General features: G+C 63.8%; 21 protein-coding genes and 1 pseudogene. 7 read left to right on the plus strand and 15 right to left on the minus strand.

Going from position 1 to position 18,885, the window contains the following annotated elements; translation table 11 throughout:
• Positions 1-79 precede the first annotated feature (79 nt).
• Entirely contained in the window at positions 80-406 is a 327-nt protein-coding gene (grxD, locus tag OU419_RS07525; protein ID WP_254471630.1) for a Grx4 family monothiol glutaredoxin, read from the plus strand.
• 61 nt (positions 407-467) lie between these two features.
• Positions 468-1,631 carry an MFS transporter gene (locus OU419_RS07530; RefSeq protein ID WP_254471629.1) on the plus strand — a complete coding sequence of 388 codons (1,164 nt, stop codon included), beginning with the start codon at positions 468-470 and terminating at the stop codon, positions 1,629-1,631.
• A 48-nt stretch (positions 1,632-1,679) separates the two neighbouring features.
• Here OU419_RS07530 and bfrB read toward each other — a convergent pair whose 3' ends face one another.
• Together bfrB and OU419_RS07540 are read right to left on the minus strand one after the other, a co-directional pair.
• The gene (gene bfrB, locus OU419_RS07535; protein WP_254471628.1) at positions 1,680-2,156 is read right to left on the minus strand and encodes a bacterioferritin BfrB; all 477 of its coding nucleotides are present in this window, start codon (positions 2,154-2,156) and stop codon (positions 1,680-1,682) included.
• Positions 2,157-2,375: 219 nt separating this feature from the next.
• Positions 2,376-2,591, minus strand: coding sequence for a bacterioferritin-associated ferredoxin (locus OU419_RS07540; protein ID WP_254471627.1), 216 nt, complete (start codon positions 2,589-2,591; stop codon positions 2,376-2,378).
• 257 nt (positions 2,592-2,848) lie between these two features.
• Here OU419_RS07540 and OU419_RS07545 point away from each other — a divergent pair, with 257 nt between their 5' ends.
• Positions 2,849-3,451 (plus strand): peroxiredoxin, encoded by a 603-nt coding sequence (locus OU419_RS07545; protein WP_254471626.1) that lies wholly within the window; start codon positions 2,849-2,851, stop codon positions 3,449-3,451.
• A gap of 117 nt (positions 3,452-3,568) precedes the next feature.
• Here the strand turns inward: OU419_RS07545 and rnt are convergent, their stop codons facing one another.
• Both rnt and pyrC read right to left on the minus strand, forming a co-directional pair.
• Positions 3,569-4,249: a ribonuclease T gene (gene rnt / locus OU419_RS07550; protein ID WP_254471625.1), complete on the minus strand. Its 681-nt coding sequence runs from the start codon at positions 4,247-4,249 to the stop codon at positions 3,569-3,571.
• Positions 4,246-5,292 (minus strand): dihydroorotase, encoded by a 1,047-nt coding sequence (gene pyrC / locus OU419_RS07555; protein ID WP_254471624.1) that lies wholly within the window; start codon positions 5,290-5,292, stop codon positions 4,246-4,248. The genes rnt and pyrC overlap by 4 nt, the downstream gene beginning before the upstream one ends.
• Positions 5,293-5,433: 141 nt before the next feature.
• On the opposite strand from pyrC, the gene OU419_RS07560 reads away from it, so the two are divergent.
• The 4 genes from OU419_RS07560 (at position 5,434) to ppnN (ending at position 9,926) form a co-directional block, all read left to right on the plus strand.
• Positions 5,434-6,414, plus strand: a complete 981-nt coding sequence (locus OU419_RS07560; RefSeq protein WP_254471623.1) for a flagellar protein MotY — start codon at positions 5,434-5,436, stop codon at positions 6,412-6,414.
• Between the two features lie 132 nt (positions 6,415-6,546).
• On the plus strand, positions 6,547-7,764 hold the full coding sequence (locus OU419_RS07565; RefSeq protein ID WP_254471622.1) for an argininosuccinate synthase: 1,218 nt from the start codon (positions 6,547-6,549) through the stop codon (positions 7,762-7,764).
• Between the two features lie 95 nt (positions 7,765-7,859).
• Positions 7,860-8,252, plus strand: a complete 393-nt coding sequence (gene gloA / locus OU419_RS07570) for a lactoylglutathione lyase (RefSeq protein WP_254471621.1) — start codon at positions 7,860-7,862, stop codon at positions 8,250-8,252.
• A 294-nt stretch (positions 8,253-8,546) separates the two neighbouring features.
• On the plus strand, positions 8,547-9,926 hold the full coding sequence (gene ppnN, locus OU419_RS07575) for a nucleotide 5'-monophosphate nucleosidase PpnN (protein WP_254471620.1): 1,380 nt from the start codon (positions 8,547-8,549) through the stop codon (positions 9,924-9,926).
• Between the two features lie 60 nt (positions 9,927-9,986).
• On the opposite strand, the gene OU419_RS07580 is transcribed toward ppnN, so the two are convergent.
• The 11 genes and pseudogenes from OU419_RS07580 to OU419_RS07635 form a co-directional block, all read right to left on the minus strand.
• A complete protein-coding gene (locus OU419_RS07580) occupies positions 9,987-10,169 on the minus strand; it encodes a PA3496 family putative envelope integrity protein (protein ID WP_254471619.1) in 183 nt (60 codons plus the stop codon).
• A gap of 106 nt (positions 10,170-10,275) precedes the next feature.
• Positions 10,276-10,914: an endonuclease III gene (gene nth, locus OU419_RS07585; protein ID WP_254471618.1), complete on the minus strand. Its 639-nt coding sequence runs from the start codon at positions 10,912-10,914 to the stop codon at positions 10,276-10,278.
• Positions 10,911-11,627 (minus strand): electron transport complex subunit E, encoded by a 717-nt coding sequence (locus OU419_RS07590; RefSeq protein WP_254471617.1) that lies wholly within the window; start codon positions 11,625-11,627, stop codon positions 10,911-10,913. Before OU419_RS07590 ends, nth begins: the two co-directional genes overlap by 4 nt.
• On the minus strand, positions 11,620-12,273 hold the full coding sequence (gene rsxG, locus OU419_RS07595) for an electron transport complex subunit RsxG (protein ID WP_254471616.1): 654 nt from the start codon (positions 12,271-12,273) through the stop codon (positions 11,620-11,622). Before rsxG ends, OU419_RS07590 begins: the two co-directional genes overlap by 8 nt.
• Before the next feature lies 1 nt (position 12,274).
• Positions 12,275-13,312 (minus strand): RnfABCDGE type electron transport complex subunit D, encoded by a 1,038-nt coding sequence (locus OU419_RS07600; protein ID WP_254471615.1) that lies wholly within the window; start codon positions 13,310-13,312, stop codon positions 12,275-12,277.
• A gap of 1 nt (position 13,313) precedes the next feature.
• Positions 13,314-15,632 (minus strand): electron transport complex subunit RsxC, encoded by a 2,319-nt coding sequence (gene rsxC / locus OU419_RS07605; RefSeq protein ID WP_254471614.1) that lies wholly within the window; start codon positions 15,630-15,632, stop codon positions 13,314-13,316.
• Entirely contained in the window at positions 15,629-16,195 is a 567-nt protein-coding gene (rsxB, locus tag OU419_RS07610) for an electron transport complex subunit RsxB (RefSeq protein WP_254471613.1), read from the minus strand. Before rsxB ends, rsxC begins: the two co-directional genes overlap by 4 nt.
• The gene (gene rsxA, locus OU419_RS07615; RefSeq protein WP_254471612.1) at positions 16,192-16,776 is read right to left on the minus strand and encodes an electron transport complex subunit RsxA; all 585 of its coding nucleotides are present in this window, start codon (positions 16,774-16,776) and stop codon (positions 16,192-16,194) included. Before rsxA ends, rsxB begins: the two co-directional genes overlap by 4 nt.
• A 216-nt stretch (positions 16,777-16,992) precedes the next feature.
• A complete protein-coding gene (locus tag OU419_RS07620) occupies positions 16,993-17,391 on the minus strand; it encodes a DUF350 domain-containing protein (RefSeq protein WP_254471611.1) in 399 nt (132 codons plus the stop codon).
• A gap of 9 nt (positions 17,392-17,400) precedes the next feature.
• Positions 17,401-18,517: pseudogene (locus OU419_RS28895) on the minus strand (glutathionylspermidine synthase family protein).
• Positions 18,517-18,834 carry a hypothetical protein gene (locus tag OU419_RS07635; protein ID WP_254471610.1) on the minus strand — a complete coding sequence of 106 codons (318 nt, stop codon included), beginning with the start codon at positions 18,832-18,834 and terminating at the stop codon, positions 18,517-18,519. Before OU419_RS07635 ends, OU419_RS28895 begins: the two are co-directional and overlap by 1 nt.
• Between the last annotated feature and the right edge of the window lie 51 nt (positions 18,835-18,885).

Raw genomic sequence — 18,885 nt, forward strand, 5'->3', positions numbered from 1 at the left:
TACAATGCGCCCACCGTGCCGGCCAACGCCGCCCGTGGCGCCGCCGGGTCAGTATCTGATAGTTCAGCCGAGGAAGTTCATGGATATCATCGATACCATCAAAGAACAGATCGCCAACAACCCTGTCCTGCTGTACATGAAGGGCTCGCCGAATGCTCCGCAGTGCGGCTTCTCGGCCCGCGCTTCGCAGGTGCTGATGGCCTGTGGCGAGAAGTTCGCTTACGTCGACATCCTGCAGAACCCGGAAATCCGCGCCAACCTGCCCAAGTACGCCAACTGGCCGACCTTCCCGCAACTTTGGGTTGGCGGAGAACTGGTCGGCGGCAGCGATATCCTGGTCGAGATGTTCGAAAAGGGTGAGCTGCAACCGCTGATCAAGGACGCCGTAGGCAAGGCCGACGCCTGAGTCTTTCGTGCTGTCGCACAAAGCCCCGCTTCGGCGGGGCTTTGTTTTTGGGAAGAAACAAATGACTGAACAATCGCGGGCCAATGCCGCGCGCTGGGCGTGCGGATACTGTTTCGCCATGGGTGGGTTGGTTCACGGTAGCGTAATGGGGCGCATACCCGCGCTGAAGAGCATGACCGCCGTGGACGAGCAGCAGCTTGGCCAGGCGTTGCTGGGAGCGGGCTTCGGTGCGCTGCTGGCGTTCGTTTTCGCCGGCGCGCTGGTGCGCCGCTATGGCAGCCGGGCGATCACCGTCGCTTCCGGGTTGGCCTTGATGGCCTGCTTCCCGCTGCTCGGGCTGGCGCGGAACGTCTGGGAACTGGCGGCGGGTTTCCTCTTGGTCGGGCTGACGTTCGCCTGTATGGACGTGGCGATGAACACCCAGGCTGTGGAAGTGGAGCGCCGCATCGGGCGGCCCTGTATTTCCGGCCTGCATGGCATGTACAGCCTCGGCGGGCTGGCCGGCGCCGTTGGTGCCGCGGCATTCGCCGGGCTGGCTCCGATCTGGCATTTCACCTTGTTGGCGCTGCTTGCCGTGGCGGGCTTGCCATTCTTCGCACGTCATTTGTTCGAGGGACGACCGGAATCCGCGCTGGAGCAGGCACCGGCCAAACGCGGCTGGCGCCTGCCGCCACCGGGGCTGATCGGTCTCGGCTTGCTGACCTTGTGCGCATTTGTTTCCGAAGGTGCGGTAGCGGACTGGGGGGCGCTGTTGCTGCATCAGGTACTGGGCGCGTCCGAGCGAGTGGCTGCGCTGGGCTTCGCGGCATTCTCGGCGACGATGGTGCTGGGGCGGCTGTTCGGTGATCGCCTGCGCGTTCGCTTCGCCGACGAGGCTCTGGTTCGCACCCTGGCGTTACTCGCTTGCAGCGGGATGCTGCTGGCACTGTTCAGTCCCTGGGTTGGTGGCGCAATTGCAGGCTTCGCCCTGGTGGGCGCGGGTCTGTCGATCGTAGTGCCGGTGCTGATCGGTGCGGCGGGCAATCGTCCGGGCGTCGAACCGTCCAGCGGAGTCGCCGCCGTAGCGTCGCTCGGGTATGGGGGATTGCTGATGGGGCCGCCGCTGATCGGCTTCCTCGCCGAGCACGTTGGGCTGCGTCTGTCGTTACTGGTGGTGGTGGGGCTGTGCGCGGGGTTGGCGCTGAAGGCATCACTGGTGCGACGTCCGCCCAGGGCGAACGGCTAGAAGGGAAGGGCACCGGCGTCCACAACCGCGCCGGTGCCGCATGCCTGATCAGTCGTCTTCGTGCATATGCGACTGCAGGTAGTTTTCCAGGCCGACCTTCTGGATCAGGCCGAGCTGGGTTTCCAGGTAGTCGATGTGTTCTTCCTCGGACTCGAGGATGTCCTTGAGCAGGTCGCGGCTCACATAGTCGTGCACGCTTTCGCAATGCACGATGGCATCTCGCAGATCCTTGGCGGCCTTCAGTTCGAGATTCAGGTCGCACTGCAGCATTTCCTGAGTGTTCTCGCCAATCAGCAGTTTGCCCAGATCCTGCAGGTTGGGCAGCCCTTCCAGGAACAGGATGCGTTCGATGAGCTTGTCGGCGTGCTTCATCTCGTCGATGGACTCGTGGTACTCGTGCGCGCCAAGGCGCTTCAGGCCCCAGTCGTTCCACATGCGCGAGTGCAGGAAGTATTGGTTGATGGCGATCAGCTCGTTGCCGAGGACCTTGTTCAAGTGCTGGATAACTTTCTTGTCGCCTTTCATGCCGGAGTCCTGCCGTGTGGAGTGGGAGAGACTGAAAGTGTGGTCCGCTTATAACTATCTGTCAAACATAAGTGCTTGAATTTGTTATAAAAAGGAATATGAATGCGAATGTTTTCATTACGCAATTCGGCGCTAAAACGCTGAATTGCAGGCACAAAAAAACCGGGCCAGGCCCGGTTCTTCGGAGTTTTTCGCTTGGCCGACCGGCGGTAGCGCCAATCAGCTCGCAGCGTAGGCGAGGTTGTAGTTCATCGCTTGTGCGCTTTGCAGTTCGCCGAGAGTATCGCGAACGACCTGCTTGGCAAGGCAGGCACATTTGCCGCACTGGGTGCCCACGCCGGTGCATTCGCGCACCTCGCGATAGTTGCATGCGCCGTCGTAGATAGCATCGCGGATCTGGGTATCGGTGACACCTTGGCAGAGGCAGACGTACATGGTTGCACTACAAGTCGCTGTGGGGTTGTTGGAAGCGATACTAATCTTAATGAGAATGATTGTCAAAGTTTGTCGGGGACGTAACAGAGGCTGCTGACAAATGGTCATATCGCTCAATGAGTTAGGTCTTCGGACGTGTTCGAAGATCGAGGTGTATCATGGCAACCTCACTGGAGTGGATAGCCCGTGGAGCCGGTCGTATCGAGCTGGAGGGCGTTTTCACTCCTTCGCGTCCTCACCAAATCAGGAGATATGGAATGAGCGTACTCGTAGGTAAGAAAGCTCCCGACTTCAATGTGGCCGCGGTTCTTGGCAATGGTGAAATCGTCGACAGCTTCGTTCTGTCCGAGGCCATCAAGGGCAAGTACGGCCTGGTTTTCTTTTACCCGCTGGACTTCACCTTCGTCTGCCCGTCCGAGCTGATTGCGCTGGATCACCGCATTCCTGAGTTCCAGGCACGCAACGTTGAAGTCATCGGCGTGTCCATCGACTCCCACTTCACCCACAACGCCTGGCGCAACACCCCGGTGGAGAAGGGCGGTATCGGCCCGGTCAAGTACACCCTGGCTGCCGACATCACTCACCGGATCGCCAAGGACTATGACGTCGAGTCCGAAGAAGGTGTCGCATTCCGCGGCGCATTCCTGATCGACAAGAATGGCGTGGTGCGTTCGCAGATCATCAACGACCTGCCGCTGGGGCGTAACATGGATGAGTTGCTGCGCCTGGTCGACGCCCTGCAGTTCACCGAAGAGCACGGCGAAGTCTGCCCGGCCAACTGGAAGAAGGGCGACAAGGGCATGACCGCATCGCCCGAAGGTGTTGCCACCTACCTGGCGGAGCATGCCGACAAGCTGTAAGGCTGTTCTGCAATGAAAAGCCCCGCTTCGGCGGGGCTTTTCATTGGGGCGCGATACATTCTGGCCGGAAAGAAAAAAGCCCCTTCATCGAAGGGGCTTTCTTTATCGAGGGAGCGATCAGTGATCGTCCTCCATCCAGCCGCCGAATTCCTTCCAGCGGTTGACGATGCCGCAGAACAGCTCGGCGGTCTTCTCGGTGTCGTAACGGGCGGAGTGCGCCTCGCGGTTATCGAACTCTATACCTGCCGTCTGGCAGGCCTTTGCCAGCACGGTCTGGCCGTAGGCGAGGCCGGCGAGGGTCGCGGTGTCGAAGCTGGAGAATGGGTGGAACGGATTGCGCTTCACCCCGCTGCGAGCCACTGCGGCGTTGAGGAAGCCGAGGTCGAAGCTGCTGTTGTGGCCCACCAGAATGGCGCGCTTGCAGCCGTTGGACTTCAGCGACTTGCGCACACCGCGGAATATCTCGGTCAGCGCCTGCTCTTCCTGCACCGCCATCCGCAGCGGGTGGTCCAGCTTGATACCGGTGAACTCCAGTGCCGCCTGCTCGATGTTGGCCCCCTCGAACGGTTCCACCCGGAAGAAGTAGGTGTGCTCCGGGAACAGATAGCCGCTCTCGTCCATGCCGATGGTGACGGCGGCGATTTCCAGCAGTGCGTCGGTAGCGGCGTTGAACCCGCCGGTCTCTACATCCACCACGACCGGCAGGTAGCCGCGGAAGCGGCGCGCCATCGGGTGGCGAGGGCCGGGCGGGAAGCTGCCGTCCAGCTCTTCCTCGAAGACTTCGTTCTCGTCACTCATGCCTCGGTCTCCAGCAGGCGCCAGCGCAGCTTCTCGCCGGCACGCAGCGGAACCACTTCGTAGTCGCCGAACGGCAGGCTTGCCGGGGCTTCCCACTCGTCGCGCACGAGAGTGATGCGGTCGCTGTTGCGCGGCAGGCCGTAGAAATCCGGGCCGTGGAAGCTGGCGAAGGCTTCCAGCTTGTCCAGCGCATTACGCTGTTCGAAGGCTTCGGCATACATCTCGATAGCGGCGTAGGCGGTGTAGCAGCCGGCGCAACCACAGGCGGCTTCCTTGGCGTGGCGAGCGTGGGGGGCCGAGTCGGTGCCCAGGAAGAACTTCGGGCTGCCGCTTACCGCCGCGTCCAGCAGCGCTTCCTGATGTACGTTGCGTTTGAGGATCGGCAAGCAATAGAAATGCGGACGGATACCGCCAACCAGCATGTGGTTGCGGTTGTAGAGCAGGTGGTGGGCCGTGATGGTGGCGCCGACGTTGGCTGGGGCGGACATGACGAATTGTGCGGCATCGCCCGTGGTGATGTGTTCGAACACCACCTTCAGAGTCGGGAAGCGCTCGACCACGCGGGCCAGATGTTCGTCGATGAAACGCTTCTCGCGGTCGAACACGTCGACCTCCGCACGGGTCACTTCGCCATGCACCAGCAGCGGCAGGCCAACTTCGGCCATCGCTTCCAGGACGTGGAATATATTGTCGATGCTGGTCACGCCGGAATCGGAGTTGGTGGTGGCGCCGGCCGGATACAGCTTGGCGGCGTGCACATAGCCGGATGCCTTGGCGGCGCGCACATCTTCCACAGCGGTGCGGTCGGTGAGGTAGAGCACCATCAGCGGCTCGAAGCGGCTGCCGGCCGGACGGGCGGCAAGGATGCGCTGGCGATAGGCATCGGCTTCGATGGCGTTGCGTACCGGTGGAACCAGGTTCGGCATGATGATGGCGCGGCCGAAGGTGCGGGCGGCGTCGCCGACGGTTTGCGCGAGTGCGGCGCCGTCGCGCAGGTGGATGTGCCAGTCGTCGGGGCGCAGGAGTGTCAGGCGGTCGGACATGCGGATTCCAGGAAGGCGGGTTGCAGCGGAAAGAGTGGGGAAATGCTACCGGAAAAGGCCGGCGGCGGCACTCGCTATCAAGTTTTGCCGTGCTCGACCGATAGTTTCAGGGAATTCATCTCAGCTCGTGTGGAACCCGCCGTGCGCCAACCTTCTCTCTTTCTGTTCGCCATTTGCGCCAGCCTTCCGGCCTGGGGGCTGACATTCCAGTCGCGCCTGGAAAGCGCCGAGTGGACGGTGGCCGGCGATCAGTTCGAGTGCCGGCTGTCGCAGAATGTGGCGGGCTTCGGCCTGGGCGAGTTCGTCTGGCGCGCCGGCGAGCAGCCGACCTTCCGTCTCAAGCCGCAGCAGGATTGGCTTGGCCGTGGCGCGGCAACGTTGCTGGCGGCTGCGCCGCCGTGGCGTCCGGGACAGGGCGATGTGAATCTGGGAGCGGTGCAGGTCGGCTCTGGCGATGTCCCGTTCAACAGCACCCAACAGCAGGCCGGCCGCCTGCTCAGTGGCCTGCTGGAGGGGCGGACGCCGGAGGTCAGGCACCGTACCCGCGATGGCGAGCGCCTGCTGGTGCGATTGCTTCCGACCCGGTTCGCTGCCGGATACGCGCAGTTTCAGGATTGCTCGACGAAAATGCTTCCGGTCAATTTCGACCAGGTCAGGCAGAGCCAGATTGGTTTCCCCGGCGGAGGCACCGAGCTGGATGCCCTGGGACGCTCCAAGCTGGACATCATCCTGCAATATATGAAGGCCGATCCGAGCGTGAACCGGATCGAGCTGGATGGCCATTCCGACAACAGCGGCAACCGCCTGACCAACCGCGACACGTCGCGCCGCCGCGCCATCGCGGTGATGGAGTACCTGAAGTCCCAGGGGGTACCGGAGTCGCAGATCACCGTACGCTTCTATGGCGAGCGCTACCCGCTGGTGAAGAACAGCTCCGAGGCCAACCGGGCGCGCAATCGCCGGGTGACGGTCAACCTGTCGCGCGGCCCGGTCGTCGAAGAGGAGCCGGTAGCCCCGGCTGCGCCGAGCGCGCCCGCGCCAGCGGCTCCGCAAGCGGCTTCGACGGAGGGAGCACCACCCGCCGCGGGCTCACCCGCCACGGCGCCTGTGCCCAGGGGTTAGGCTGCGGCAGCTAGTCGCACCGACGATAGTATTTGTCGCTTTGTCGTCAAAAGCTGTCGCGCCTCTGTAAATTATCCTGAGCGGGCAGTAGAATCGATCCCTTTCGTGACAACCCCCGTGGAGTTGAGTGGCATGGCGGACGTGAAGAAGGTAGTCCTGGCGTATTCCGGTGGCCTGGACACCTCCGTAATTCTGAAGTGGCTGCAGGATACCTATAACTGTGAAGTGGTGACCTTCACCGCCGATCTGGGTCAGGGCGAGGAGGTCGAGCCGGCCCGCGCCAAGGCCAAGCAGATGGGTGTGAAAGAGATCTTCATCGAGGACCTGCGAGAAGAGTTCGTCCGCGACTTCGTCTACCCGATGTTCCGTGCCAACACCGTCTACGAAGGCGAGTACCTGCTGGGTACCTCCATCGCTCGCCCGCTGATCGCCAAGCGCCTGATCGAGATCGCCAACGCGACCGGCGCCGACGCCATTTCCCACGGTGCGACCGGCAAGGGCAACGACCAGGTGCGTTTCGAGCTGGGCGCCTACGCGCTCAAGCCGGGCGTGAAGGTGATCGCTCCCTGGCGCGAGTGGGATCTGCTGTCCCGCGAGAAGCTGATGGACTACGCCGAAACCCACAACATTCCGATCGAGCGCCACGGCAAGAAGAAATCGCCGTACTCGATGGACGCCAACCTGCTGCACATCTCCTATGAAGGCGGCGTGCTGGAAGACACCTGGACCGAGCACGAAGAGGACATGTGGAAGTGGACCGTCTCCCCGGAGAACGCCCCTGACACCGCGACCTACATCGAGCTGACCTACCGCAAGGGCGACATCGTTGCCATCGACGGCAAGGACATGACCCCGGCCCAGGTCCTGACCGAACTGAACCGCATCGGCGGTGCCAACGGCATCGGCCGTCTCGACATCGTCGAGAACCGCTACGTCGGCATGAAATCCCGTGGCTGCTACGAGACCCCCGGCGGCACCATCATGCTCAAGGCACACCGCGCCATCGAGTCGATCACCCTGGACCGCGAAGTCGCTCACCTGAAGGACGAGCTGATGCCGCGCTACGCCAAGCTGATCTACACCGGCTACTGGTGGAGCCCGGAGCGCGAGATGCTCCAGCAGATGATCGATGCTTCCCAGGAGCACGTGAATGGTGTGGTTCGCCTGAAGCTGTACAAGGGCAACGTCATCGTGGTCGGCCGCAAGTCCGAGGATTCGCTGTTCGACGCCAACATCGCGACCTTCGAGGAAGACGGCGGCGCCTACAACCAGGCCGATGCCGCGGGCTTCATCAAGCTCAATGCGCTGCGCATGCGTATTGCCGCGAACAAGGGCCGCAAGCTGTTCTGATAAGCTTGCCTCTCCCGTGACAAGCAAACCCCGGCCACGAGCCGGGGTTTGTGTTTATGAGCCCGCACTCCGGGCACCTGATGAGGAAAGAACCGATGAGACTGCTGCACACCATGCTGCGCGTTGGCGACATGGACAAATCCATCGCCTTCTACACCGAAGTCCTGGGCATGACCCTGTTGCGTCGCAAGGATTATCCGGATGGCCAGTTCACCTTGGCCTTCGTGGGTTACGGCAACGAAGACGACAATAGCGTCATCGAGCTGACCTACAACTGGGGCGTGGACAAGTACGAGCTGGGCACCGGCTATGGACACATCGCACTGGAAGTGGCTGACGTCTACAAGGCCTGCGAGGACATTCGCACCCGCGGCGGCAAGATCACCCGCGAGCCGGGGCCGATGAAGCACGGCACCAGCATCCTGGCCTTCGTCGAGGACCCGGACGGCTACAAGATCGAACTGCTGTCGCCGCAGCGCAAGGACTGAGCTTTCGCTCCGCACCAGGCTTGTACGGAAAACCCCACCATCCCGGCGGGGTTTTTCTTTTGCGCACTGTCATCAGAAGAACGGCGGAGCGTTCATACTCAAGTGGCGTCGGCGCAGGATGCGTCGATTGCCGAAGCAGTTTCCGCCATTCGCTTGTCACATTCAGAAGGAGCAACGCTGCGGACCGGAGAACCCCGTTGCGTCGCCCCTTGCGATGACGGCCGATGGACGGTCGCACCGATTTTCCGGATACCCCGCGCCTCGGCGCCCGGTGTCCCTGTCACGGAATACAGCATGTCCCCAAGACCGGTAAACAATGCGTCGGTTAGCCCCAAGGGCAGCCTTGAAACTCTTTCCCAACGTGAAGTGCACCAGCTCAGCGAAGCGGGCTCGGGCAGTACCTACAAGCTATTCCGCCAGTGTGCCCTGGCCATTCTCAATACCGGCACGCAGATCGACAACGCCAAGCACATCCTCGACGCCTATCGAGACTTCGAACTGGAAATCCACCAGCAGGATCGTGGCGTGCGCCTGGAGCTGTTCAACGCGCCGGCCGATGCCTTCGTCGATGGCGAGATGATCGCCAGCACCCGCGAAATGCTCTTCAGCGCCCTGCGCGACATCGTCTACACCCAGAATGAACTGAACGGCCAGCGCTTCGGCCTGGATACCTCGGCCGGCATTACCGACTATGTCTTCCACCTGCTGCGCAACGCCCGTGCGCTGCGGCCTGGCGCCGAGCCGAAGATCGTCGTGTGCTGGGGGGGCCACTCCATCAGCACCAACGAATACAAGTACACCAAGAAGGTTGGCCATGAGCTCGGCCTGCGCAGTCTGGACGTTTGCACGGGCTGCGGACCGGGAGTGATGAAGGGACCGATGAAGGGCGCCACCATCGGCCATGCCAAGCAGCGCAACACCGAAGGCCGCTACCTGGGCCTGACCGAGCCGGGGATCATCGCCGCCGAGGCGCCGAACCCGATCGTCAACGAGCTGGTGATCCTGCCGGACATCGAGAAGCGCCTGGAAGCCTTCGTGCGTATCGGCCACGGCATCATCGTATTCCCCGGCGGCGTCGGCACGGCGGAGGAGTTCCTCTACCTGCTGGGCATCCTGATGCACCCGGACAACCAGGACATGCCGTTCCCGCTGGTCCTCACCGGCCCGCGCAGCGCGTCGGCGTATATCGAACAACTGCACGCCTTCGTCGGGGCAACCCTTGGCGAGGCCGCGCAGCGTCGTTACCGGATCATCATCGACGACCCGGTGGAAGTCGCGCGGGAAATGAGCGAGGGCCTCAAGCGGGTCAAGCAGTTCCGCCGCGAGCGCAACGATGCCTATCACTTCAACTGGCTGCTGAAGATCGACGAGGGCTTCCAGCGCCCGTTCGATCCAACCCACGAGAAGATGGCAAGCCTCCAGCTCGGGCGCGATGTGCCGGCGCACGAACTGGCGGCGAACCTGCGTCGGGCGTTTTCCGGCATCGTCGCCGGCAACGTGAAGGACAAGGGGATTCGCCTGATCGAGCAGCATGGTCCCTACGAGATTCACGGCGATGCGGCGATCATGGAGCCACTGGACAAACTGTTGCAGGCGTTCGTCGAGCAGCATCGGATGAAACTGCCCGGTGGCGCGGCCTACGAACCGTGTTATCGAGTGGTGCAGCGCGCCTGAGTCGGGACACCGGAAAACAAAAAGCCCCGCCGGATGCGGGGCTTTTCATTCGGGGCGGACTTACAGGTCGAAATCGTAGTCGGACAGCTGACGCTGCAGGCGGCGCTCTTCGAGATAGTTGTCGATGATGCGGCGCTTGGTCAGGTTGGTCTTGGCGACTTCGGCCGAAGCTTCGACGGCGTCGTCGCTGTCTTCCGTGCTGACTTCGTCCTCGAGCTCGAGGTCTTCTTTGTCGGTTGCCATAAGGGTCGCTCCAACACGGGGGTGTGTTGGCGCCCCTTATATCGACAATGGGGCCAGCGGTAAAAAAGATTTTTTCAATGGGTCAGGCTGCTTTCCGCGATAGCAATCAATCGTCAGACGTCTTGTGCTTGTATTCGCAAAGGTCTTCGATGCGGCAACTACCGCATTGCGGCTTGCGCGCCTTGCATACATAGCGGCCGTGCAGGATCAGCCAGTGGTGCGCATCCAGCAGGTATTCCCTGGGGACGAACTTGAGCAGTTTGCGCTCCACCTCCAGCACATTGCGGCCCGGGGCGATGTTGGTGCGATTGGAAACCCGGAAAATGTGCGTATCCACAGCCATCGCCGGCTGCCGGAAAGCGGTGTTGAGCACCACGTTGGCGGTCTTGCGACCGACACCGGGCAGGGCTTCGAGATCTTCGCGGTTGTCCGGTACCTGGCTGCCATGCTTCTCGATGAGGATGCGGCAGGTCTCGATGACGTTCTTCGCCTTGCTGTTGTAGAGGCCGATGGTCTTGATGTACTCCGAAAGCCCTTCGACCCCCAGGGCATAGATGGCCTCCGGGGTATTGGCGACCGGATAGAGCTTCGCAGTGGCCTTGTTCACGCCCACGTCGGTGGCCTGGGCGGATAACACCACCGCGATCAGCAGCTCGAATGGCGTGCTGTAGGCCAGTTCGGTCTCGGGGTTGGGGTTGTCCTCTTGCAGACGGCGGAAAATCTCCGCGCGCTTGGCAGCATTCATTCGATCACTCCAGTCACGCGGACACGCTGCCGCTGGGGAGCGGGTTCGTCGTCCGCTTGCGGCTTGGCGCGTTCCGCCAGGCTTTCATCGATACGGTTCTTCAACGCAATCAGCAGGCCCAGCACCAGGAAGGCGCCGGGCGGCAGGATGGCCAGCAGGAAGCCCTGGTAATGCGCGAACGGTTGGATCTTCCAATGGGCCGCCGTCGGGCCGAACAGCAGGTTCATGTCGGCCAGCAGGGTACCGTGGCCGAGCAGCTCGCGCACGCTGCCGACGGCGAGCAGCACCAGGGCGAAACCGCCGCCCATCATCAGGCCATCGAAGGCTGCGCGGGCGACACCGGTTCGCGAGGCAAAGGCTTCGGCGCGGCCTAGGATCACACAGTTGGTGGTGATCAGCGGAATGAAGATGCCCAGAACCTGATACAGCTCGAAGGTCCATGCCTGCATCAGTAGTTCGATGCAGGTGGTCAGTGCCGCGATGATCAGCACGAACGCCGGCAGGCGCACGGCCTCGCTGATGGCGCGGCGAATCAGCGCCACCGTGGCGTTGGAGCAGGCCAGTACGAGCATTGTGGCCAGGCCAAGCCCGAGCGCGTTGACCATCGAATTGCTGGTGCCCAGCAGCGGGCAAAGCCCCAGCAACTGCACCAGCCCAGGATTGTTTTTCCACAGCCCCTGCAGGGCGATTTCGCGGTAGCCCGGATCACTCATGCGCGTCTCCCGAGGCCGCGGGGGCCAGCAACTGCGCCTTGTGCGCATCGAAGTATTGCAGTGCCAGATGAGTGGCCTTGACCACTGCTCGAGGGGTGACGGTGGCGCCAGCGAACTGGTCGAACTGTCCGCCGTCCTTCTTCACACGCCAGCCGGCCTCGCCCGGATTGTCCAGCGAGCGGCCGTCGAAACCGTGCAGCCAATCGCTCTTGCCCAGCTCTATCTTGTCGCCCAGGCCCGGGGTTTCCTTGTGCGCGACTACGCGTACGCCGAGCAAACGACCCTCGACGCTGACGCCGACCAGTAGCTGGATCGAGCCGCTGTAGCCGTCCGGCGCAGTAGCCTGGAGGATGATCGCGGTAGCCTGACCCTGGCGGCGGGCGACGAAGGCGGCGGCGGGCTCGTTGCGGCCAAGCAGCTTGGGATCGAACACCTCGACCTGGCTGTCCAGCGGGTGGTTGTCGTAGCTGCCGGCGGGCAGCAGTTCCAGCAGGGCCCGACCACGCGCCTCGCGCTGGGCGATGTCGATGCGCTCACGGGTGAACTGGTGGACCAGCGCCACAACGCCGACGGTGACCACGGCGAACAGGCCGAGCACCAGGGCGTTCTTCAGCATCGAGCGGGCGGCCTGCGAGAGATCGCTCATCTCAGTCCCCCAGCTTGAAGCCGCGCTCGGGCTTCTTGTGCCCGTATGTGCGCGGGCGCGTGTAGTAGTCGATGGTTGGTGCGGCGAGATTCATCAGCAGCACGGCGAACGCGACGCCATCGGGGTAACCGCCCCAGGCGCGGATGATGTAGGTGAGCATGCCGACGCCGATGCCGAACAGCAGTCGCCCGCGATTGCTGGTGGCGCCGGAAACCGGGTCGGTCACGATGAAGAACGCACCGAGCATGGTGGCGCCGGAGAACAGATGCAGCAGTGGAGAGCCGTGGGAGTCCGAGCCTGTGCCGTTCCAGAACGCCAGACTCATGACGAGCAGGGCGCCGAGCATGCCCACCGGTGCGTGCCAAGTGAACAGCTTGCGCCAGAGCAGGAACAGGCCGCCAGCCAGGAACGCCAGGTTCACCAGCTCCACACCGCGCCCGCCGACATGCCCGAAGGCGGCAGACTGGCTGGCCAGTTCCTCCATCGTCAGGCTGTTGTTGTTGCGCAGCACGTCGAGCGCAGTGGCGCCGACCCAGGCATCCGGCGCCTGGCTGGAGATACCGAAGATCTGCCGCAACCCATCGACCAGGCCGGGTGCATTATCCGGGGCCGGCCACTGGCTCATGTATAGCGGGAACGACACCAGGGCCACGACATAGCCTAGCATCGCCGGATTGAACGGATTCTGCCCGAGGCCGCCATACAGGTGCTTGCCGAAGATGAGCGCGAAGGCCGTCGCCACCAGGCTCAGCCACCAGGGCGCATAGGGCGGCAGGGTGAGCGCCAGCAGCACGGCCGTGACCAGTGCACTGCCGTCCTTGAGGAAAAAGGCCAGCGGCCGGCCGCGCAGCCTGAGCATGATCGCCTCGGTGGCAAGGGCGATGAGGCTGCACCAGAGCAGATTGAACAGCGTACCGACGCCATACAACGCGATCAGTGCCAGCGCACCGGGCGCGCAGGCGGCCAGCACGGTGAGCATGATTTTCTGCGTGCGGTTGGCGCCAGTGGTATGAGGTGAGGTGATGCGGGGCAGCTTCATGTCATTCCTCACCGGAGGCGTTGGCCAGGGCGCGCTCAGCCGCCTGCAAGCGGGCTTGGGCGGTGGCCAGGACGGTATCGTCGGCGCCTTCGCGTTCGAGTTTCTTCAGGTCGGCGCGGGCGTATGCCAGTTCGGTCTTGGCCGCGCGCATGGCTGCGTTGACCGGGCGTTTGTCGGTGCGTACCAGTTCCGGCGGCGCCTTGCCGCTGGCGTCCTCTGCGGCGTGCAGTGCGCTTTCCGCGTCGGCGAGCGCTACACGCAGCCTGGCCATGTCCGCCTCGGTGGCACCACTGCGCTCTGCCTCGCGCAAGGCATCGCGCTGGGCAACGTAGTGTTGCTTGGCCTGCCGCAGCGCCAGAACACCTTCGCTGGGCGATTCCTGTGGCGGGGCGGGAGCGGCGGCTTGCAGCCCGGCGAGATGCTGTTCGATACGCTCGATCTCTTCACGCAGGGATTCGAGGGTGGCGCGTTGTTCGCCGGTCGGTGACTCGCCGAAGGCTTTCTCGGATTTCTTCAACCGAGCGCGGGCCATCGCAGCGTCGATCCGGGCTTTTTTCAGGGCACCGTCGTCGGCGACTGGCAGCGGTGCCGCCGGCGATGCGGCAGCCTTGTCGCAGGCTTCGGCGGCGGCCAGCGCTGCCTTGGCTTGTTCGGCCAGATCGCGTAGCTCGGCGACCTGGGCGCGTAGCTGCCCGGTGTCGTGGCTGGCGAGCTGTCTTTCGGCTTTCTTCAGCGCAACCTGGGCCATGCTTGCCTCGATCTTCAGCCGTTTGAGCTGGTCCGGTGCGTTGCCCACGGATTTCTCGGACTTCACCCGCTCGATGACCGCCTGTGCCGCCAGTGCCTCCGTCTGGGCCGGAGCGAGCTCCTCTTCGCGCAGGCGGGCGGCTCGTTCCTGGCGGGCCTGGCGTTCGGCGGCGCGGCGTTGTTCTTCGTGGCGCAGGCGCTCCTGGCGTTGCTCGAAGCGCAGGCGGGACTGATCGGCCTTCAACTGACGCCGCTCCAGTTCGCGGATATCGGCCTTGGCCGCGCGGTAGTACTGCACCAGCGGAATGCTTGATGGACAGACGTAGGCGCAGGCGCCGCACTCGATGCAGTCGAACAGATTGTGCGCATGCAGTTGTTCGTGGTTTTCGCCCAGCGCGAAGAAGTGCAACTGCTGCGGCAGCAGGGATGCGGGACAGACTTGCGCGCAGTCGCCGCAGCGAATGCACGGCATGGCCGGTGGGGCCGGCGGCAGTTCGTCGCGGGTGGGCGCAAGCAGACAGTTGCTGGTCTTGAGCAGTGGCACGTCGAGCGAAGGCAGGCTCACACCCATCAACGGCCCGCCCATGATCAGGCGGTCGAGTTTCGAAGAGTCGAGTCCGGCGAAGTCGAGCAGTACACCAACCGGCGTACCGATCAGTGCTTCGACGTTGCCCGGATTGGCCAGGGCCGCGCCGGTCAGCGTCGTGACGCGGGAAATCAGCGGTCTGCCGTACAGGATGGCATCGGCCACTGCCACGGCGGTGCCGACGTTCACGCAGAGCATGCCGATATCCGCCGGCAGGCCGCCGGAGGGTACCTCGCGGCCGGTGAGCACCTGGATCAGTTGGCGTTCGCCGCCGGACGGATACTTGGTGGGAATCGAGCGCAGCGCGACATTGCGTTCGCCCAGCGCCGCCTGCACGGCGGCCAGGGCCTCGGGCTTGTTGTCTTCGATGCCGAGCAGCACCTGCTCCGGCTGCAGGATGTGCATCAGGATGTCGATGCCTTGCACCAGCATCTGCGCGCGCTCGCGCATCAGCATGTCATCCGCGCTGATGTACGGCTCGCACTCGGCAGCGTTGATGATCAGCGTGTGCAGGTCGTCCTGCGGGCGCGTGGCCAGTTTTGCCGCAGTGGGGAAGCCTGCGCCACCGAGGCCGGCGATTCCTGCGAGGCGGATGCGTTCCAGCAGGTCGCTGGCGGTGACGGTCCCGTAGTTCGCGCAGGGTTCCAGCGTGGCCCACTCGTCGTGGCCGTCGGCGTCGATCACGATGGCTGGCGCGGGCAGCCCGGATGCGTACGGATAGGGCTGCTCACCCAGGGCGGCCACGATGCCTGAGGTCGGCGCGTGCAGCGCGGCGCTGATGGCGCTGCCGGGCTCGGCGATGAGCTGACCCTTGAGCACCCGTTGGCCAACTTCCACGCAGGGGCGCGCCGGCTCGCCGATATGCTGCGCCAACGGCAGGATCAGCCGGGTGGGTAGCGGCGGATGCTGAATTGGCGCGGCGGTGGACTGGCGCTTGTTGTCGGCTGGATGGATACCGCCGGGGAAGTCCCAGACCTGCGCGTTCATGCGGCTTGCTCCCGGTCGGAGGCGATCAGCCCTGCGCTGGGCAGCGGCCACTTCCACTGGCCGATGTCCGGTGGCAGGTCGCGCATTTCGATGCAATCCACTGGGCAGGGTTCCAGGCACAGGTCGCAACCGGTGCATTCATCGGCGATCACGGTGTGCATCTGCCGGGCGGCGCCGACGATGGCGTCCACCGGGCAGGCCTGTATGCACTTGGTGCAGCCGATGCACTCGGGTTCGCGGATGTAGGCGACGCGCGGCGGGGGTTCTTCCGCGGCGTCCAGCGCCAGAGGTTCGACATCCAGCAGTTCGGCGATGGCGGTGATGGTCGCGGCGCCACCGGGTGGGCATTTGTTGATTGCGTCGCCGTCGGCGATGGCCTGGGCGTATGGCCTGCAACCGGCGTAACCGCACTGGCCGCACTGGGTCTGCGGTAACAGCGCATTGATCTGCTCGGCCACCGGATCGCCGTTGACTCGCAGGCGTACCGCCGCATAGCCGAGCAGGGCGCCGCTGGCCAGGCAGAGCAGCGTCAGCACGGCGATGGCCAGCAATACGCTGGTCATGGCTTGAGCAGCCCGGTGAAGCCCATGAACGCCAGCGACATCAGGCCGGCGGTGATCATGCCGATGGCCGCGCCCTGGAACGGCTTGGGCACATCGGCAATGGCGATGCGCTCACGCAGGGCGGCGAACAGCACCAGTACCAGAGAGAACCCCAGGCCCGCGCCGAAGCCCTGGGCAGTGGACTGGATGAAGCCGTAGTCCGCCTTGTGGGCGTTGAGCAGTGCGACGCCAAGCACGATGCAGTTGGTGGTGATCAGCGGAAGGAAGATGCCCAGCACGCGGTACAGCAGTGGGCTGCTTTTCTTCACCAGCAGTTCGGTGAACTGCACCACTACGGCGATCACCAGGATGAAACCGATGGTGCGCAGGAACTCCAGGCCCAGTGGCTGCAGCACGTAGCGCTGCAGTATGTAGCTGCACATCGCAGCCAGGGTCAGGACGAAGGTGGTAGCCAGCGACAGGCCGATGGCTGTCTCGATCTTGCGCGATACGCCCATGAACGGGCACAGCCCCAGGAACTGCACCAGCACGAAGTTGTTCACCAGGATGGCGCTGACCAGGATGAGGGCGAGTTCGGTCATCGAAACTACCGTGCGCAGCGAGTGGGCGGTGAAAAGGGCGCTCATTATCCGGAAGGCGAAACCATGGCTCAAGCCGGGGGAGTGCGCCTGGATTCTAAGGGTAGTGCAGGCGCCGGCTGGCGGCCCGGATACGTCAGCATCTGCGGTTAGCGGTCGTGGCGGGAGCAACGAAGAAGCCGGTGGGGCGGCCACCGGCTTTGCCGGTGCGCAAGGGCATCAGTAGACCATGCACGCCGCATTCAGCAGACCCACGCACAGCGAGGCACCGCCGAGGAGCACGCCGTGGGCGAGGGTGTTGCCGGCGATACCGTCCTCCAACTCCGGTACCAGGCGCGACAAGCCGAGGAACACCAGCATCTGCACGAGCATGGCGATGCCTCCCCAGGTGAGCATGTCGATGAGGCTCACGCTATGTGCGATGGCGCTGGCCAGCGGCAGAGCAAAGCCCATCAGGGTTCCGATCAGCGCCACTGCGGCGCTGATGTTGCCCTGGCGGATCAACTGGATTTCCGCATAGGGCGTCAGGCGCACGTAGAGGCTGGTGAACAGGCCGAACAGGCCGATGGCCGAGGCGAAGTAGGCGAGGAAGTCGGGCAGGGTCTGGAGCAGGTTCATGGCGGGTTCTCAGACGAAATAGTGGGGGACGAAGCGGCTGCTGTCGCGGGTGATGGGGCTCGCGTCCTCGCGGATGCCCAGGCCGGCGGCCTGGCCGTCGATGACCCAGCAGCCCAGTACCGCATGGTTGCCGTCGTATTCGGCCAGCGGTGCATAGCCCTGGTAGATGCAGGGCGCATCGTGGTGCGGGCCATCGCTTTCCATTTGCAGGTGCTCGGCGACGATGCGGATGTTTTCGCCCTCGCGGGAATACAGCGGCTTGCGCACGTAGTCGCCCGGGCAGGTCGTCGCGGTAGCTGGCCGGCAGCAGGTTGGGATGGCCTGGGTTGAGCTTCCAGAGGATCGGCAGCATGGCCTTGCTGGACATCAGCAGCTTCCATGCCGGCTCCAGGAAGCGGGTACCGCTGCGCTCGACATGCTGGCCGAAGTCATCCTGCAGCAGCCATTCCCAGGGGTAGAGCTTGAAGCAGTGGCGGATGTCCTGTTCGTACTGGTCGATGAAGGTGCCGCGCGCCGCGTGATGGCCGATGAGTTCGAGGGGGACGTAACGTGTCTGGATACCGGCCTGGTGCGCGGTATCCAGCAGATACAGCAGGTTGCCGGTGTCCTCTTCGTGGCCGTCGATGGCGGTGAAGTGCACCAGCCCCGAAGGGGCGAGGGCCTTCCAGCGTTCGACCAGTTTCTCATGCAGCGAGTTGAACTGGTCGGCTTGCGGGTCGACGTCGTTGAGCCACTGCCATTGCACCACGCTGGCTTCCAGCAGGCCGGTGGGCGTGTCGGCGTTGTACTCCAGCATTTTCGGCTGCCCCTGGCCGTTCCAGGAGAAATCGAAGCGGCCATACAGGCTCGGGTCCTGCCGCCGCCATGAGCGGATGATCTCTTCGCGGGCGCCCGGCGGCAGGTGGAATGGCTCGAAATGGCCGGTACGGACTACCCAGTCGACGCACTCCAGGTAGCGTTGGTGGAGGTCTTCGCTGGCGGCTTCCAGCGTCTCGATCTGTTCGAGGCTGAATTCGTAGGCGACCGATTCGTCCCAGTAGCGCCCATCGATGCTATGGAAGGTGAAGCCGACCGCTTCGCAACGTTCCCGCCAGTTTGCGCGGGGTTCGACGGCTAGGCGGCGCATCAGCCGCCTCCGGAGAAGCGTGCGCCGGAGGAGCCGAAACCGCCGCGGGTGACGAGCTGGCGCGATTGCACCTTGTGGTTCTGCGCGGTCCCGGGCCGCGAGCCTTCCTCGTAGGTCGGCCCTCGGTAGCCGCCGTAGTAGCCGCCGCTGGAGCCGTTGCCGGGCTCAGGTTCGCAGGCGTTGGGAGTAGAGCCCCAGTCCTTCAGACAGTCTTCGCGGTTGGCGTAGAGGTCACGGTAAACGGGGTTGTGGTGCAGGACGCTGTAGAGCACGCCCCCACTTAGCAGGGCGGTGAAGACGATATTGGATTTCTTCATGGCCGGATGATCGGAAAGTCACAGCAGGAGGCCATCGGCAGTTCCTCGCGC

Source organism: Pseudomonas triclosanedens (assembly GCF_026686735.1).
GTDB lineage: Bacteria > Pseudomonadota > Gammaproteobacteria > Pseudomonadales > Pseudomonadaceae > Pseudomonas > Pseudomonas triclosanedens.